At 70.6% G+C, this 16,924-nt stretch carries 11 protein-coding genes; 5 read left to right on the top strand and 6 right to left on the bottom strand.

Annotated features, from left to right (window positions below; all coding sequences use genetic code 11):
- Nucleotides 1-29: 29 nt before the first annotated feature.
- Entirely contained in the window at nucleotides 30-905 is an 876-nt protein-coding gene (locus IEZ04_RS07520; RefSeq protein ID WP_189215892.1) for an inositol monophosphatase family protein, read from the bottom strand.
- A gap of 12 nt (nucleotides 906-917) precedes the next feature.
- The gene (locus tag IEZ04_RS07515) at nucleotides 918-1,502 is read right to left on the bottom strand and encodes a DUF4232 domain-containing protein (protein ID WP_189215891.1); all 585 of its coding nucleotides are present in this window, start codon (nucleotides 1,500-1,502) and stop codon (nucleotides 918-920) included.
- Nucleotides 1,503-1,681: 179 nt separating this feature from the next.
- Between IEZ04_RS07515 and IEZ04_RS07510 the strand changes: the two genes are divergently transcribed.
- Entirely contained in the window at nucleotides 1,682-2,368 is a 687-nt protein-coding gene (locus tag IEZ04_RS07510; protein WP_189215890.1) for a hypothetical protein, read from the top strand.
- 194 nt (nucleotides 2,369-2,562) lie between these two features.
- Here IEZ04_RS07510 and IEZ04_RS07505 read toward each other — a convergent pair whose 3' ends face one another.
- From IEZ04_RS07505 to IEZ04_RS07490, 4 genes are all read right to left on the bottom strand, one after another.
- On the bottom strand, nucleotides 2,563-5,433 hold the full coding sequence (locus tag IEZ04_RS07505) for a pPIWI_RE module domain-containing protein (protein WP_189215889.1): 2,871 nt from the start codon (nucleotides 5,431-5,433) through the stop codon (nucleotides 2,563-2,565).
- A gap of 82 nt (nucleotides 5,434-5,515) precedes the next feature.
- Nucleotides 5,516-8,953 carry a pPIWI_RE_Z domain-containing protein gene (locus IEZ04_RS07500; protein ID WP_189215888.1) on the bottom strand — a complete coding sequence of 1,146 codons (3,438 nt, stop codon included), beginning with the start codon at nucleotides 8,951-8,953 and terminating at the stop codon, nucleotides 5,516-5,518.
- A complete protein-coding gene (locus IEZ04_RS07495) occupies nucleotides 8,946-10,121 on the bottom strand; it encodes a pPIWI_RE_Y domain-containing protein (RefSeq protein ID WP_229820881.1) in 1,176 nt (391 codons plus the stop codon). The genes IEZ04_RS07500 and IEZ04_RS07495 overlap by 8 nt, the downstream gene beginning before the upstream one ends.
- Nucleotides 10,118-11,758, bottom strand: a complete 1,641-nt coding sequence (locus tag IEZ04_RS07490; RefSeq protein WP_189215886.1) for a PD-(D/E)XK nuclease family protein — start codon at nucleotides 11,756-11,758, stop codon at nucleotides 10,118-10,120. Before IEZ04_RS07490 ends, IEZ04_RS07495 begins: the two co-directional genes overlap by 4 nt.
- Nucleotides 11,759-11,893: 135 nt before the next feature.
- Here IEZ04_RS07490 and IEZ04_RS07485 point away from each other — a divergent pair, with 135 nt between their 5' ends.
- The 4 genes from IEZ04_RS07485 to IEZ04_RS07470 all read left to right on the top strand — a co-directional run bounded on the left by IEZ04_RS07485 (nucleotide 11,894) and on the right by IEZ04_RS07470 (nucleotide 16,831).
- Nucleotides 11,894-12,769: a hypothetical protein gene (locus IEZ04_RS07485; RefSeq protein WP_189215885.1), complete on the top strand. Its 876-nt coding sequence runs from the start codon at nucleotides 11,894-11,896 to the stop codon at nucleotides 12,767-12,769.
- A 74-nt stretch (nucleotides 12,770-12,843) separates the two neighbouring features.
- Nucleotides 12,844-13,962 carry a hypothetical protein gene (locus tag IEZ04_RS07480; protein ID WP_189215884.1) on the top strand — a complete coding sequence of 373 codons (1,119 nt, stop codon included), beginning with the start codon at nucleotides 12,844-12,846 and terminating at the stop codon, nucleotides 13,960-13,962.
- Nucleotides 13,959-15,470 (top strand): hypothetical protein, encoded by a 1,512-nt coding sequence (locus IEZ04_RS07475; RefSeq protein ID WP_189215883.1) that lies wholly within the window; start codon nucleotides 13,959-13,961, stop codon nucleotides 15,468-15,470. Before IEZ04_RS07480 ends, IEZ04_RS07475 begins: the two co-directional genes overlap by 4 nt.
- The gene (locus tag IEZ04_RS07470; protein ID WP_189215882.1) at nucleotides 15,467-16,831 is read left to right on the top strand and encodes an AAA family ATPase; all 1,365 of its coding nucleotides are present in this window, start codon (nucleotides 15,467-15,469) and stop codon (nucleotides 16,829-16,831) included. Before IEZ04_RS07475 ends, IEZ04_RS07470 begins: the two co-directional genes overlap by 4 nt.
- Nucleotides 16,832-16,924: the final 93 nt, after the last annotated feature.

The raw sequence follows: 16,924 nt of genomic DNA, 5'->3' as shown, positions 1-16,924 counted from the left end.
CTCCTTCGTCAGCCCGTGGCCTCTCGGGCTCAGGATATGCCGGGGGCCGCCCGCCCGGACCGGGTGCCGTCGGCGAGCAGGTCCACGACCCGGCGGGCCGTCGCCGCGTCCCGGGCCGCGGTGAACGGCAGGGCGTTTCCCCCGGTGATGCCGAACGGCTCGCCCGCGCGGGTCAGGTGCGTGCCGCCCGCCTCCTCCACCAGCAGCAGGCCGGCCGCGTGGTCCCAGGCCGCCTCCCAGGTGAAGGCGGTGGCGTCGAGTTCGCCGCGCGCGATGTTCAGGTACTCCAGCCCGGCCGAGCCGCACGGGCGCGGGGCGACGCCGTCGGTGCGCAGGCCGAGCAGGGCGCGCTTCTGTTCCTCGGTGGTGTAGTCCGGGTGGGAGGTGGCCACCTCCAGGTCGCGGCCCGGCTCGGGCGATCCCGCGCGCAGGGGCTCGCCGTCGAGGAGGGCGCCCTGGCCCCGCACCGCCACCGCGAGCCGGTCGAGGGCCGGGGCGTACGTCCAGGAGGCGTGCACGACGCCGTGCCGGGCGAGCGCGACCAGGGTGCAGAAGCCGGTGCTGCCGTGGACGAACTGACGGGTGCCGTCGACCGGGTCGACGATCCACACCGGCGCGTCGCCGCGGATCGCCTCGTACGACGCCGGGTTCGCGTGCACGGCCTCCTCGCCGACCACCACCGAGCCGGGCAGCAGCGCGGGCAGCGCCTCGGTCAGGTACAGCTCGGCCTTGCGGTCGGCGTCCGTCACCAGGTCGTGCGGCGCGCTCTTCTGCTGCACCTCGTGCGCGGCGAGCTGCCGGAAGCGGGGCATGATCTCGGTGGCGGCGGCCTTGCGGACGGCCTCCTCGACGTCGGGGGCGTGCCGGGCGAGGAAGGTGTCGACGGTTGCCGGATCTCCGATCATGGCACCATCAGATCACGGCCCACTGACATCCTGCTCCTTGTCCCAGGCGGTGGTCCCGAGGCGGCCGGTGTTGCCGACGTCGAGGCCGCCGTCGGGCGCGATGACCTCGGAGGGGCCGCCCTTTGTGGGGGTGACCCGCAGGTAGGGGCCGTTCACGGCGACCGTGGTGGGATCGGTGACCGTGTTGCGCCAGGCCAGCACGGTCCGGGCCGACTCGCCGGGCTCCAGGGTGACGGGGTGCGGGCCCCGGTCGCCGAGGCCGGACGTGATCGGGTCCGTGCCCTCGAGGACCTCGACGTCCAGGGGTTCGCGCTGCTCGTCGAGCACCTGGAGGTCCGGGTAGCCGTTGAGGGAGTACGGCCGCTCACCGCAGTTGGTGAGGGTCACGCCCATCGCGCGCAGGCCCATGGCGGCCTCGACGGGGCCCGGCTGGATCCGCACGCCGGAGGCGGGGCAGGCGGCGGAGGGGGACGGCGGGGGCGCGGAGCTCGTACGGACGGGGTCCGGCTCGGCCGGGGCGGCGCAACCGCCCACGGCGAGGGCGACGGCCACGGACGCCAGGGCCGGGGAAGCGGTACGGCGGCGTATCGGATGCATGCGCCGATCATGGCACCGCGGCACCGGAATCCTCCCGTCCGCTGTGAGCCGGAGATGAAGTTCCGGTGACCGCGGGGCGACGCGAGAACTTCTCCCTTCCGCCTCACAGGGAGTCATGTGACACTGTCGTCCCCACCGCCTGCGGACCCCTCCGCACCGACTCCCCTGAGAAGTGCGCCGTGCGTGATCTCCCTCTGCCGCTCGCCCTCACCGCGCGTCTGCTGCCGGTCGCCCTGCTGGCCGGCGGGGGCTGGGCGATGACGTCCGGGCCGTTCGCCGCAGAGCCCACGGGACAGGACGCGGCACGGAAACCGGAGACGGCCGCCTCGCCCTCCACCTCCCCGCCGGCACCGTCGGCCACGGCCACGGCCACGGCCGCGACCCGTACGTACCCGACCGCGCCCGACCCCTGCGGCAGCCTCGCCGGGAAGACGCTCGGCTCGCTCGTGCCGGGCGCCGACGCGGCGGGCGAGGAGATACCGTCCACGGACGAGTCCGTGCGCCGCACCTGCTCCTGGAACGCGCTCGAGGGCTACGACTACCGCTGGCTCGACGTGTCGTACGAGATCAAGGAGTCCGACGACGAGGCCGGCGCCTCCTACGCGGAGCGCACCGGGGAGAAGGAGGGCGGCGGGGCGGTGCCCGGACTCGGTGACGAGGCCTACTCCGTCGTGAACACGAGCACCGAGGACGGGCAGCAGACACGCGAGGCCGTCGTGATCGCGCGCGCGTCCAACGCCCTGGTCGTCGTCACGTACAACGGCAGCGACTTCGAGACCAGGAAGGCCCCGGGGACGGACACGATGAACAAGGGCGCCATCCAGGCGGCCGAGGAGGCGGTGGCCGCGCTGGACGGCGACGAGTGACGGCCACTACCCACCATGGATGTCATGCCGGGCCGCGCCTTCCCGCACCGGATCACACCCCGCACACGGGAGCGCCCGCAAGCGCCCGGCAGATCGTGCTCGCTACCGCCACGACACGGCGTTCGTTAGCCTCGGAACTCCGGCCCCGAACGCCCTCCCCGAACGGCTACCACCTATCCCACCCAGCGTGTAGGTCACTCGTCGTCAGCCCTGTCATCCAGGTCGAAGTCGAAGGCCAACTGGCCTGACAGAACATCCTCCGGCGCGGCCGCGGCCTGGGGCTCCGTCGGGTCCAGGACGTCCTCGATCTCGTGAGGGAGAGCGTAGTCGTCCGCGAGCTGCGCAAGATGAAGGATCAGAGGCAGAGCCAGCCCATCGCGACCATCGCGGTAGTCCTCGCTGAAACGCTGCTGGTGGACGAAGGCTGCCCATACTTCCGCGTCGTCACCCGGCTGGAGGCACGCAACGGTCAGTTCGAGGAGGTCCGGGTTCCAAGCGTTCACCGTCGGTCGATAAGCGCTGTTGCCTGAGGCGTTGGTGTGCGGAGTCAGCTTGGCGTCGTCGTTCGTGAGCTTCGTCTGGGTGCTGGACTTGCCGATCGTGCTGTAGAAGACGCGGTCGGAGTCGCCCCGTGCCCCGGACCGCCACAGCCCCATCGCGATGCCCCCGCGCTGCTTGCCCTCCAGTTCGGGAGAGAGCTCCTCCCGCTCAGCCCAGCACGCCGGCGTCTCGTCTCGGCTGCCGTCCGCGATCCGGACGACACGGAGCCGCTTGCCGTACAGACCGATCCGCTGAACGGGACCTCCGTCGAGGCCGAGCTTGTCCCGTTCCAGACCGTCGTTCCTCAGCCACGGCCACCGCTTTCGGACGTCCTGGGCATGAGCCAGGACCAGCGTCGGGGTGCTACGCAGCTGCGCGAGCGTCTTCTTGACGAAGGCCGCCATAAGGGCCGACTGCTCCGTGCTGTTCCTCCTGCCCTCGACACGTCCCGTCAATGCCTTGAGGAGCTCGGGGTACGGCACCCATTCGTTCATGTCGGCGGACTTGCCCAGGACGCACTTCGCACCCGGGCGGATGAGCACCGCGATCGGCGTGAACTGCTGCTTGCCCGTGGGGCCGTCAAGGCGACGTTCCACGAGGTGGAAGGCGACTTGATTCAGTTCCGCAGGGATGAGGGCGTCGCCGAGTGTGTGCTGGGGTACCAGCCGCATGCCAGTCTGACGCAGGCCGTCCGACCAGGCCGCAGCTGCACGCAGTCCGGCATCCGTGAGGGCCTCCTCCGTCTCCAGATCAGTGTCCGGCGGACGGATGAACTGGGTCACCAGGCCGGCGTCCGCGCAGCCGAGGCGGATCGCGTGCTTGGGGTCGCTCCGCCGCTTGGTATGGCGGAAGGCGTCCTGTCCGTCGAGCTCCACAAAGGCCAACCGCACGCTGGGAACAGTCGCGCGCAGCGCAGCCATGGCACGGCCGACGCGGGTACGACGCTCCTCGATAGCCTTGTCGTGTTCCTGGCCGCGACGCGGCACGCTGTCACCTCCCAGCGGTGCTCCCAGATCTCCCAGGGGTCGCGCGTGCAGCCGGACGGTCAGTTCCTCCGCCTCCCACGTCCAGGTGTCGGGCCCCTGTTCGCGCCGGTGCCCGGCCAGCCCCAGCCCCTTCTCCGCAGCGGCGACCAGCCGATCACGAATGGTGTCGTTCTGGTAGAGCACGACTGCTCCCAGGTCTTCCCCTTCGAGGGCTTCGGCAAGGCGTGCCCGCAGTACCTGTGCATTGTGGGCCGCATTCAGCTCGCGCTTGTTCAGAATGACCGCGAGGTCTTCCGGATCCTTGTCCTCCTTGTTCTTGGGAATGGACGGCAGCTTTTTAAGTTGCTTTTTGGGAGGCCGGGCATATGCGCTGCGCTCAAGTTTCGGAATGGGCACGAACTCGGGTGCGATCGCCTGTTCCGCCCACTCGATGAGCCGACGGCGCTCACTTGGCATCAGTCCGGTACCGATCGTGTGCTTGCCCATGGCCGCCTGATGTCCGACGGCGATCCGGATGCCGTCCCGGCCGTGCAGCCAGTGGTCGGCTTCCTTCACCACCCGGTCCGGGGACGGCAGGGCGTCGAGCGCGCTGATCCGTGCGAGCATTCCTTCCACCCCGCCTTGGCGCCAGTCCGTGCTGCCGTTCTTCCACTCCAGCATGGCGACCGCATAGCGCTGAGGCTGTGGGCCGTTGTGCACGAGGGAATTGTCCGGCAGCAGATACGCGGACACGCCCTTGCGGTACGGCATGTAGACCTTGCCGGTGACGAACCGGCGCACGCCGGCGGCCAGGTGGATCCGTGGGACAGGCGAGAAGGGCACAGTACGCACGGTGACGCGGATGGTCGCCGCGTAGTACGCCGGCCTGCCGTCACCGCCACCGCGCCGCCTGGGCACGTACTCGATGGGGTTCGACATCAGCTCGGCGCCCCCGCTTCCCTGGCCCCTGGCCCCGGGAAGACCGGCAACCTGGCGGAACACCAACTGCTGTCCGTTGTGTTCGTACGGCTCCTGACGCGCGATCCTTGCCGCGAGGACGTCAGGGAGCAGCCGGTACACGTGAGGCGCGGGCAGGGCGGTTCCCCCGGGTGACACGTCTTGTTGGAGGAGGTCGACCATGCCAGGACGCCAGCGGAGGGCTGCCGTGTCCAGGTCGTGGAAGCAGTCCATCAGCAGGGACGGCGTCTCGGGATCGTCGGCGTCCTGCTGGAGGCTCTTGAGCCAGGTGGCGATGTAGAGGTTCGTCACCGCCATCGGGTACGCGTCCTGGCAGTACAGCCAGGGGTGGTCCGATCCGAACCGCGCCGTGGAGTCGACCGTCACGATGTCCGGTGCGGTGGCGCGCATCAGCTGGTTGACGGCCGCCGTCGGTACGCGGCGGCGCCGCTCCGCCTGCCGGTCGGTCATCCCGGCGTGGTACTGGCGCAGGAGTGGTTCCTCCCAGTGGGCGGGCAGCGAAAGGGTGTGCATCGGGACGACGAAGGATCCCTGTGTCGGGCTGAGCACGTAGGCCGCAGGCCGGTTGTACTGGTACTCCACGGGTCTGGTTCTCCTTGGAACAAGGCGCAGGGGCTCGAGTACGTGGTGCGGGGGCGCGTTGGCGGTGTGATGACGGGTAGCGTCAGCCCATGTCCACCAAGGCGCGGTACAGCGGTTCGTACAGTTCACGGACGAGAGACCTGTCGATCGGGGCAGGGCTCCCCTCCGCTGCGGTCCCGTCCTCGAAGTAGGGGGCGAGCACCTCACGCATACTCACCAGCAGGCTGGTGTCGGGTGTGTCCGCGGCCTGGAATCCGGCTTCTCGGGGGGAGAAAGCCGCGTCGACGAAGACGACGCGGGCCGGCACGCCGCCGCGCACCAGACGACCGATGACCTGCCACATGACGACGAGCTGATCCCAGGTGAATGCCGCCTTCTCCTCGTCCCGCAGGCTGGTCCAGGCCAGTCGCCGGGTGAGGAAGCGGTTCCACTGATGACGTGCGCGGCTGCGGAACGCCACGGCTGCCTGGTCGGGTGTGGCAGCGGCGAGCGCGCTGTGCCGGAAGGACCCGTCTGCGTCGCGGAGTTGGCGTACGGCCCAGTCGTTGATGGACTGAATGGCGAGTGAGATGTCGTCGGGCCGAGGGTGTGGGCGTGCCAGGAAGTAAACCGTGCCGATGGCCGCCTTACCACCACGCAACACGATGTTGTGTCCCCGCTCCACGGCGAGCAGCGGAGCGACGAGAATGTCGCCGCCGACCGAGGGAAAGGCCCTCACGTCACCGCGCGGCAGCGTTCGTGCGGCGGAGTCCTCCGGCAGCCGGGTCCAAGCGGTGTCGGAGTCCGCGTCGTCGGACACGAGTCGGGTGACGCGGCCGTTCCACTCAGGGATCTGGTTGAGGTACTCGGCGGCCCGGCGTGCCTCGTCGTAGCTGCCGACGAGCAGCAGGATGCGGCGGCGGTCCGGATCGTCGATCTCCTTCAGCTCGGTGTCCAGCATGCTCTCGGCGTCGGGCAGGCTCCGGTCGGGCACCGCGAGCTGGTGCAGCATGTGGAGAAGGGCCTGTGGCCGCTCCTCGGGATCGCAGCCGGACAGGCGCAGCGGCTTGGGCCGGTCGTTCCCGGGCCAGTACAGGAACTCCTTGCGGAACTCGCTTCCCAGGACGGCTTCGACTTCCTCGTCATGAGGCCGCAGAACAGCACCGACCTCGGCGTGCACGTGGTACCTGCTCGAGGTGCCCGCCCAGCTCGTTGCGGACATGAGCAGAACGTGCGGGCCCGGACGGCCGTCCACGGCGCACAGGTCACCGAGTCGCATGAGCAGTTCGCGGCCCACACCGTTGCAATGGAAGAAACGGAGCTCACCGCTGCGGTCACCATCGCGCTCACGGTCGTCGTGACGGAACTGGAAGCCGAGCACGTTGCCCATGGGCGACTCGGGGATGACCGCCTCGTAGTCCTTCGGTGGCCTGCGGGAGAGCACGTTCGAGGCGCTCTCGAGATTGAGGGCGGCCTCGACGCGCGGCCACAGCGTGGTCATGAAGTCGAGACGGCTGTGCAGGGCGGAAAGGAGCAGGGTGAACTCGAAGCGGCGGGCCTGGAGGTCAGCGTCCGCGAGCACCGTACTGTCGTTTCCGACGATGACAGTGAGCGTGTCGCGCAGCCTCTCACGCGTCCGTGCTCCCTGGGGAGCGTGCAGGAGCTCCAGGGTGAGGTGAACGAAGGTGTTCACCAAGGCTGTCTCTTCGTCCTTGTCTCCCGTGCTCTGCTGCTCGTGCAGCGGGTCGTCGCGGAACCGGCCGAGCGCACCGTCCAGCGCCCGGGCCGCCGCAGGCGGGCGTTCGCCCTCCTTCCGCCCCGGGAACCAGCTGTCCAGCAGCAGGTTGTGGAGGGTGAAGGCGCTGAAGTAGTCGACGCTGATCCATCGCCTGAGATTGTCGTCCTTGACGAGCAGAGCGAAGAGGCGGTCGGTCGCGGCGCTGACCGTGTTGACGGCGTTGGTCCAGTCGTCGACATCACGAGCGGAGAGCTGCAGCCGTCCGTCCCGGGCCATCTGCTGGAACTTGTGGACGGCGACCTCGTCGAACCAGGAGTTCGGGGCCTTGCCCACGAGAGTACTGGCCGGGGCGAAGGCCGTGTCGAGCTGCATCTGGACCCGGTCCGCCTCGTCGACGATGATCAGGTCGCTGAGCCGGCAAGCGAGTTCGAGATACCGCAGCTGTTCCTGGTGCTGGTGCAGCGGGACGGAGCTGTGCACCAGCCCGGCCGGGGTGGCGACCCACACCTGTGCGTCGACCAGGTCGCGAGCCCCGCGATGACGCGGGCAGCGATTCCACAATGGGCACAGTCTCCGCTGCGGCTTCGGGCCTCGTGCACCTTGCTGCGTGCTGTTCTCGTCGTCGAGGAGGGCATCGCCATCCGTGGCTTCCTGCTCGGGGACGGTGTACAGCGTGATGCACGGTGCTTCACGGACGCCGAGCGGGCGGCGGGCTTCCAGGCCGCGCAGCACGTCGACGGGGCAGGCGCTGCTGAGGTAGGCGAAGCCGGCGTGGTCGTGCCCGAGCATGGTGGCGGCGCCGGCCGTGGCGGTGCGGCGGTGCAGCCGGTTGATGTTGCGCTCCCGGGTGGAGTGCCCGAGGATCGGTGCCGCCCGTACACCGAGCCGGTTGAACTGCTCCACCACGGCGAGCGTCTCGGCCACGTCACCGACGACGATGGTGACCCGGCGGGGCGTCCGGGTCACGAGGTGGTAGGTCAGGATGTCCCGGAGGGTGGACTTGCCGGCTCCCACCATCCCCACGAGGTGCAGCAGCCGGTCGATCCTCAGCCGTCCCTGTTCGGTGAAGCGGCCGAGTTCCGTGTCACGCACGAGCAGTTTCACCCGCCGGAGCCGCCCGGCCCAGCCGTTGCGCGGCCCCTCCGGCGCCGTCGCCTCGACGGTGTCCATCTCGTCGGCGGCCTTTTCGAGCTCTTCCCAGGTAACGTCGACGGGCTCGCCGTGCCCGGCCGGTGGTGCATCGAGCGCGTGGGCACGCGGCAAGGTGTCCGTCAGCAGTTCCTCGTCGAACACCACGGAGTGGGTACGGTCCTGCACCCGGAAGGTGTGCTCTCCCTCCTCAGCGAACGGAAGGGACCGTGTCGCGAACCGCGGAGGGGTGCTGAGCAGTTCTTCGAAGATCTCGAAACGGCGTACGGCACGCGACGGCTCGCGACGACGCGGCACGGAGCCGGGTCCGTCGACGTCGTATCCGCGCAGGTGCTGGGGGACCTTCAGATAGTCAGCCAGCGCCTCCGTCCAGGCGTGCCGTCGCCGCATGTCCCACAGGTAGTGGCGGGCGCGCAGAACGCGCAGCCGCTGATCGTCGGTGCGGACGTCTCCGAACACCTCGCTGTACGGGTAACCACCCAGCAGCGGCCAGACGTCGGTGGCGGTGCGGGTGGGCGTCACATCCTGCAGGAGATACAGGCCCAGTTCGACGTCGAGAAGGTCACCGGGGCGAAAGGTGCCGAGATCGGCCGGCCATACCTCGGTGAGCTGCTGCGGTGAGCAGCGCCGGTGCCATCCGCTGCGGTCACGCATGACGTCCTCCTTCGGTACGCGGGTCTCCCGCCTTGTCGCACGAGGTGGTGATTGCATCGGCGACCAGCCGCAGGAAGGCCTGGTCGTCCAGGAGGGTGACCCGGTCGGCCAGGTCCTCCGGCAGGTTGCGGCGGAACTGCCGCCCATACGCCTCGTTGTCGCGGAAGCGGTAGCGGGGCACGACGAGAAACGCCTGGTCGTACGGCGGCTCGTTCCTGAACGGTGTGAGGGATCGCGCCAGGAGAACGGGGTTCACCCGGTCCTTGACATCCACCGCCCAATGCCGTCCCCCCGGCAGAGGGACGCGCAGGTCGTACGCGTCGTAGTGGGGCCACATCTCGGCGGTGATCCCGAACTTCTTCTCCAGGGCGGCTTGCAGATCGGTCTCCGCGAGCCCGGGACTGGTGACGAACATCCGCAGGGGGCGGCTGAGCTGGAAGATCCCGCCTTTGTCGGCACGGAGCGGCGTGCCTTCGTCCGTGGTGCCGTCGCGGCGGCACCGGTCCAGTTCGCACCGGTGGCCACCGTGCAGCAGCGGCACCATCAGACAGCGGCAGCGAGCGCACTGCCGGTACGTGCCGCGCCGCAGGTAGGAGGCGGGTACGGGCTCGTAGCAACGCTTGATCACGTCGTGCAGCAGCATGCCGCAATCCGGATCGCCGCCGAGCAGCGCCAGCTCGGCGCCGGTCAGCACGGGCCTGGAGGTGAGCAGGGTCCGGAACGCGGTGTACGCCTGCGGGTTCTTGGCCGCGCGGCACACGGCGAGTGCTTCCCGGATGCGCTCGTTCTCGAAGAGTTCGGCGGCCGGGTCGGCCGCATTCACCTCCCACTCCAGGCACAACTGGTGCGGCAGCCGGGTCTCCGGATCGACGAGCAGGGCCGCTCCGGGGAAGTTGTCGGGTGACAGTTCCAGCGGCCACTCGGCCAGGGGTCGTTCGCAGGCCCAGCGCACCATCTGCGGCACGCTGCCCGGCGGTTCCTCGCCCCGGCGCAGGCAGTGCAGGACGAGTCGGTTGTACGCGTTCTGCACCTTCGCCGGGTAGACCGGGTTGGGCACGGTCCTCTGCCGGGACAGGCACGCCAGTGCACTGGCGATCTGGCGAAGCAGCCCCTCGTCCGTGCCGACGGCGTCCTCGGACCGTGCATCCCTCATGTCGGTCGTGGTCACGTTTCCCCCTCTCCCGTGACGGCGCCGTCGGGCGCGGCGCTCGGGCACCACCGTGATACCGGACAGAACTGACAGTGCGGTCCGGGCCGGGCGTCCCATGTCTCGTCCTCCCGCCACGGACCGGCGTATCGCTGCAGTACCGACAGCGCCTTCCGCTGCCGGCCCGGGTCCGTCGGGTCGATCATGTGCAGATCGGAACCGTCCGGCCGGAGGATCTCCACCTCGACGCGCGAGCCGTCCGGCTCGCCTCCCAGCGCTCCTTGCGCCAGGAGCGTGACGGCCAGGGCGATTTGGGGGTAGGTCTCAAGAAGGTCCGCCTGGCGATGACGCCGTCTCCGTGTCGTCTTGAGCTCCCGCCATACCCACGAATCGTCCTCCTGGTAGAGAAGGTCGGGTTTGGCGATGACGACGGCCTGCGCCGCGGTGTCGTGGACGACTCGGAGGGCCTCGGGCTCGACCCGCTGGATGAGGGCGGCGTCCCGGAAGGGGCAGGCGTCGACGTGGTGGAGCAGCATGTCCCGACCGGTCGCGGCGTCCTCGTCGGAGACCCGCCAGCGTCCCTCTGTCCAGTTCTCGCCCTCCGGGGGCATGTCGCCGGCCGCGCACGGCGGCCGTCCCGGGCGCCGGTGCAGCTTCTCGATCCAGCCGTGCACCGCCTGGCCGAGCCTGGCCGCACTGCCGTACTCGTCGGACTCGGGCAGGTGCAGGGCACGGAGGAATCCCTGTGCGGGGCAGGCCGCGTGATAGCGCAGATCGCTGACCGACACCTTCCTCAGCGGTGCCACCCGCGAGGAGAGTCCGAGGATGCCTGGCCTGCGCGGCACGGCCTCGCAGCCCGTGAACTGCTTGCAGTCGACGCAGGACGAGCCGGGTACCGGCCTGCCGCCCGCCACGACACGGGTCACATACGCGTGCCCGTGCTCGGCGTAGTACGCCTCGGCCTCCTCGGCCGTCCCGTCGAACTGCACGCGCGGCCGTCCGTCGGCGAGCCCGACTTCGACGACGCGTACCCGCTCGGGCCGGACGGTGGGACCGTACGGCCGGAACGTGCGCGCCCACTTCTCAGGCCAGGCCGCCTGGCGCCCGTGAACGGCCACGTACACGGCGATGGCGATCTCGCCGGGCTCGGAGTCCTTGGCCTCGCCGTGCCGCAGCCGTCGATACTCGCGCAGTCGTCCGCCGGCCGACTCGTACCTGCGCCACCAGGCGTACATCTCCCAGACCTTGCCGTTCTCCCGCTGGGCCACCCAGTACGGGCGGACCGGCCGGAGCCGCTGCGCCTTGTCGTCGGCGCACGCTCTCACGTACGTACGAAGGGCATGTTCGGCATACGTCAGGTGACCGGGGTGCAGGGCGGGAGTGCGGGAACGCAGCACCGCCAGGGCCTGGTCGGATGTCTCACCGTGGAACTCGACCCGGTCGACGGCGTCCATCACCGGCCCGAGGGTGAACGTCTCGAGCTCCGGCTTCGGGAGCCGGAGACGCCGGGCCGGCCAGAGACCGGGCCGGGCTTTGGCGGCGGCGTGCGAGGGGCAGGTGTGCTCCTCGCTCCCGCCCGTACCGGGCCCCACGCGAACGAGGCCGTCGTTCCCGGTCAGCCAGTGCGGCTTGCGCCATGCCGTCGTGTCGTGGCTCATTGCCTCCCCCTTGTCTCGGAGCAGACGGCACCCTTCCGCACCGGCTGGGTGCGCCGCCGTATTCGACCGTAGCAGAAACTTTGGAATTCATTGGAATTTCTTGGCACAGGTTGGCTCCTGCGCTAAGCTGCCCACATGGCGGCATCACTGGAGGAACTCGAGCAGCGCCTGTCCCACCTGCGCACCGAGTTGCGCGGTGCTGTGCGCGCACGGGACAAGGCCGAAACCACGCGCATCCGTCGCGCACTGCGCGAGGCCGAGGCAGCGTGGGAACATGCCCTCGAGTCCGAGGCCGGCCCGGACAGCGAGGCGCTCCTGCCCGAGCCTCCGGTCCCGCAGGCGTCGGCGACCACAGACGCTCCGCGCCGCAAGGAGCGCCCGACGCACGGCTCCATCCCGATCCGCGAGCAGGTCCACCAGGCACTCACCCTGCTGGGCGCCCCTGCCTCCCCGAAACTCATCTCGTCCACGTACGAGGCGTTCTTTACCGAGCCACTGGTCGCCACCAAACTCGCGTCCCTCCGCCGCGACGAGGAGCGCTCCTTCACGGCACAGGGCTATGCCCGCCCGTACTACATCTGCGCGGCGCTGACTCACGACCGCCTCGTCCCCGCACGGGGACTACTGGCCCTGTCCACCTGGCCCGTGGAACGGCGGATCATCGGCCCGCTCAGCCCGCGCGCCGACTTCCTCACCCATGCGGTGGGAACCGCCGAGCAGATCCAGCGGCTCACCGCCGCGGGGCATCCGGCCCCGGACGCCGCCTGGCGGCTGCTGCGCCGGTTCGCCCTCACGATCCCCGGTGCCTACGACGCCGCGGCCCCGGAAGCCGACCCCGCCCGCGTGATCGCCGCCGCCCACGCCGAAGCGGCCGTCCACCGGCAGGAGGACGACCAGCAGCGGCAAGCGGCCGCACAGCGCGCCCGGGCCCAACTCGCGGACATACAGCAACTGTTCGGTGCGGCACCCATGCGCGACGCCCTGCGCAACGCGGGTGGAACCCTGCCCTGACCCTTTTCGACGGCGCTGACGTCAGACGCCTCGCACGCCGATCAGCTCCCGAAGACGTTCCCGAAACAGAGACGATGCCCTCGCAGCAGTCCGGACCCCCCGACGGCCGACTCGCGCGGCTGCGTGGACCGCAGCCCCCTCAGCCGTACACCGCCCGCAAGATCACCGCCCTGACCGCCAATCCCGCCTGCACCCGCCGCGCCGTCCTCGACGCCGCCGGGGTGGACAAGGCACTCCTCGCCCAGCAGGTCGGATACGAGCCGCGCTTCGGCCAGTCGCCCTTCGCCCTCGCCCGCGAACAGGCATTCCACGGCCTCGTGAAATGGGGCGGGTACGCCGAGCTCATCCGGCTCCTGCGCGAGCAGCTCTCCGTCCCCGTGGCAGAGGCCCATGTCACCGACCTCAACGAGGTGGGGGGCAACACGGCCCTGCACATGCGCGAGCGGGAGACCCGCCGCCTCATCGCGCACGTGGCCTCCGGCCAGGACGTACGGCTCATTCTCGACCGCCCGGTGCTCACCCTCGAAGTCGCCGGCCAGACGGCGTACCTGGAACCGGACGCGCTCACCCACCGCATCGGGGGGAAGTTCTACGTCGTCCTGATCCGCTCGTTCGCGGCGATCGACGGCCAGGCCAATCCGACCGCCGTCGCGGAGGCGGCCAAGCAGGCCGCGGTGTACGTCCTCGCCCTGCGCAGCGTCTTCGAGACCGCCGGCCTGCCCACCGAGCAGATCTCGCACGAGTTCCTGCTCGTCTGCCCCAAGGACTTCTCCAACCGCCCCTACGGCAGCCTGATCGACCTCCGGCAGGAACTCGACGCCCTTCAGTTCCAGCTCTCGCGGCTGCGGCGCGCCGAGGACCTCGCGGCCCGGCTCCCCGAGACGGCCACCCTGGACCCGACCCGAAGCACGGACGAGCTCTCCTCCTCCATAGAGGCGTTGGACGCCTCCTACACGCCATCCTGCCTGTCCTTCTGCGAGATGGCGCGCTACTGCCGCGACCAGGCCGACGGGTGTGCCTCGCCGGCCCGCCTGGGCAGCGGCGTGCGCAACGACCTGCCGGGCATCGACTCCACCCGCATCGCGCTCGACTACCTGGACGGCGTCACCGCCCCGGGAGAGGCCGAGGCGGAAGCCACCGAGCTGCTGCGCGCCGCCGCCCGGCTGCGCCGACTCCGCCGGGGGGCCGCATGAGCGTCCTGTCCACCGTCGCGACGCTCACGGCGTCCCGCACCGGCCGTGCCGAACCGCTGACGACCGTCCGCCACCAGCACCTGGACGAGAAGCCGTTCGTCCTGGTGCCGCTCACCCTCGCCGGCGAGGCGTGCGCGCCCCTCGCCGCACTGGCGGGTACGGACCCCGACCACCCGACCCTCCTCACCGTTCGCCAGCCGCGCAACCGCGCTGAACGCTTCCGGTTCGCCGAGCGGCTCGCCGCACTCCTCCTCGCGTACATCGACGGGTGCCGGACGGAGACAGAGCCCTACACCATCGGCCGCGGCAAGGAGAAGGAGGAACGCCTGCGCTTCCAGCGGGCCCCGCAGCTCCTCGTGCCGAACGGCGAGGGCATTGCGTACGTACGCCTGCTCGGCCGACTGACCAGGCTGCGCGCCACCGAGGGGCCGTACGCGGTCGACCCGTCCGTGCCTGCCCTCGGCAAGTGGCTGACCTGGTGCGCGGAGCTGGCCGAGTTCCCGAACTCCAGTGTGCTTCTCGCGATGACCCGGCTGCTCGCCGCGCACTGGGCCACGGGCCAGAGCCCTTCCGAGGACTCCCACCTCGCCTCCCTGCTCGCCTGGATCGATCCGCCGGAGGGCAGCGACGGTGCGCAGGCGGCGCGGGATGCGGAGGACCCCGCCGTGTGGCCGCCGGCCGGCCCGTCCACGGACCCGGTCTTCGACCGGACCCTCCACGAGCTGATGACGCGCTACGACGAGGCGCCCGACGACCGCGGACGCGAGGCGGTCGGCCGCCAGATCGACCGTGAACTGAGCGGCCAGATGATGCCCACCTGGCGGCTGATGTGGCGTGGCGTGGAGCTGCTTCGCGAGCTGCCGGAAGGTGCCCACGTCCCCGACCGCTGGGCCCTCGACCGGCGCTGGTTCTCCGAGTACGCCGAGTACCTGGACGCCGACGGCCGCCCGCAGGCCCGCCGTGACCAGGCCGTCAGAGCCGCCCGCCGCCTGGCCCGGCTGGAGGACGCCGTCGCCCGCTACGAGGCGGAACGCGCGTACGACGACCCGCTGGTGATGGCGGAGTACGAGCTGACCGGCGAGGCGTTCACGGGCACGGTGACGGCCAGGGACGAGGACCGCTTCGTCCCCGGCGCCCGTCCCGGATCGCAGGTGTGGCGCCCGACGATCACACTCCGTACCGACGCCCGCGTCGGCCTCGCGGTCGGCACGACTGTGAAGTCTCCCGCCCGGCCCGGCCAGGAGGCACGAATCCTCGAGGTCCGGCAGGAGGACGACGGCGGTCACACCGTGGTGCTCCAGCTCAAGGGCGGCTTCGCGAACAAGCGCAAGCCGCCGGCACCGGCCGGCACCCTCGCGGAGACCGGCGAGGAGCTGACGTACACCACGCTCAACCCGACGGCCATGCCGTCCGCCCTGCCCGACGAGGAGAACACCCCCTGGACCCACGGCGGTCCGCCGCAGCCGTACGAACCCACCGACGAGGACGCAGAGGAGACCTGGGAGTGACCGCCCTCCTTCCCGACACCGGGGAGCCCGAAGCCCTCACCCCCGGCGAACGCGCGGACCGGGCGGTCGCGGGCATCCTGACCAGCCTCGACACCGCACCCGGCCGGGGCGTCGTCGTGGACTCGCCTCCCGGGGCCGGGAAGTCCACGCTGGTTGTGAAGGCCACCGGGCATCTGACGTCCGCGGGCCATCAGCTCATGATCGTCGCGCAGACCAACGAGCAGGTCGACGACCTGGTGGACCGTATCGCGCGGGAGCACCCCGGCCTGGCGCTCGGCCGCCTCCACGCCGGCGGCCACACCCTCCCGCCCCGCGTCACCCGGCACCCCAACGTCACCGGGAGCAGCCAGGTATCGGACCTGCGCGATCTGCCCGTCGTGGTCTCCACCGCGAAGAAGTGGTCGTTCGTCACCCCGGACAAGTGCGCGCCGTGGCGGTGGGCCATCGTCGACGAGGCGTACCAGATGCGCTCGGACGCACTCCTGGCGACGGCCCCACTGTTTTCCGAGAACGACTCGCAGGTCCTCTTCGTCGGCGACCCCGGCCAGCTCGACCCCTTCGCCACCGTGGAGACCGACCGCTGGCACGGCCTGACCTGGGACCCCCTGCGCAACGCGGTCGACGTCACCCTCGCCCACAACCCCGACCTCGTACGCCACCAGCTCCCCGTCTCCTGGCGCCTGCCGGAGACGGCGGCACCCCTGGTCGAGCAGGCCTTCTACCCCTTCTACCGATTCGTCCCCGGCACGACGGCACCGGAGCGCGTACTCTCGTACGGCATCCTGCCGCACGGTTCCAGCCCTCTGGACGATGTCCTCGCCCGGGCCGCCGCCTCCGGCTGGGGCCACCTGGAACTCCCCGCCCGCCACACCCTGGACCAGGACCCGGAGGTGGCGGACGCCCTGGTAACGACGGCGGCCCGGCTGCTGGAGCGCGGCGCACTGGTGAACGGGGAGCCCCTGACCGCGGACCGCATCGCGATCGGCACGGCCCGCACCGTGCAGGCGGACGCGGTCCGCTCCCGCCTCACCGCCCGCGGCCTGACCGGCATCACGGTGGACACGGCCAACCGCCTCCAGGGCCGCGAGTTCGACGTCACCCTCGTCTGGCACCCGCTCTCCGGCCGCCAGGACGCCTCCGCCTTCCACCTGGAGACGGGCCGCCTGTGCGTCCTGCTCTCCCGGCACCGCTTCGCCTGCATCGTGGTGGCTCGCGCCGGCATTCGCGATCTGCTGGACCGGCATCCGCGGAGCAGTCCTGTGTACCTGGATGTGCCGCCTAAGTTTCCGGACGGGTGGCGGGCACATCAGGTGGTCATGGGGTGGCTGGAGCGGGGGGAGCATCGGGTGCGGGCGGCGTGATCATGCACGAATGGGGTGTCAATGGCAGTGGCAGTGGCAGTGGCAGGGGCAGTGGCAGTGGCAGGATGTACGGTCCACGCAGATGTGGCATGA

The sequence above is a fragment of the Streptomyces ruber genome, assembly GCF_014648075.1.
In the GTDB taxonomy this organism is placed as follows: Bacteria; Actinomycetota; Actinomycetes; order Streptomycetales; family Streptomycetaceae; genus Streptomyces; species Streptomyces ruber.
Note: the sequence above shows the minus strand (reverse complement) of the source record. Positions and strands in the feature narration are given on the sequence as shown.

Bases quoted from the DNA above. Each gene is read 5' to 3' on its own strand.
- IEZ04_RS07520 (WP_189215892.1), bottom strand. From the start codon at position 905: ATGATCGGAGATCCGGCAACCGTCGACACCTTCCTCGCCCGGCACGCC.
- IEZ04_RS07515 (WP_189215891.1), bottom strand. From the start codon at position 1,502: ATGCATCCGATACGCCGCCGTACCGCTTCCCCGGCCCTGGCGTCCGTG.
- IEZ04_RS07500 (WP_189215888.1), bottom strand. From the start codon at position 8,953: ATGCGTGACCGCAGCGGATGGCACCGGCGCTGCTCACCGCAGCAGCTC.
- IEZ04_RS07490 (WP_189215886.1), bottom strand. From the start codon at position 11,758: ATGAGCCACGACACGACGGCATGGCGCAAGCCGCACTGGCTGACCGGG.
- IEZ04_RS07485 (WP_189215885.1), top strand. From the start codon at position 11,894: ATGGCGGCATCACTGGAGGAACTCGAGCAGCGCCTGTCCCACCTGCGC.
- IEZ04_RS07480 (WP_189215884.1), top strand. From the start codon at position 12,844: ATGCCCTCGCAGCAGTCCGGACCCCCCGACGGCCGACTCGCGCGGCTG.
- IEZ04_RS07475 (WP_189215883.1), top strand. From the start codon at position 13,959: ATGAGCGTCCTGTCCACCGTCGCGACGCTCACGGCGTCCCGCACCGGC.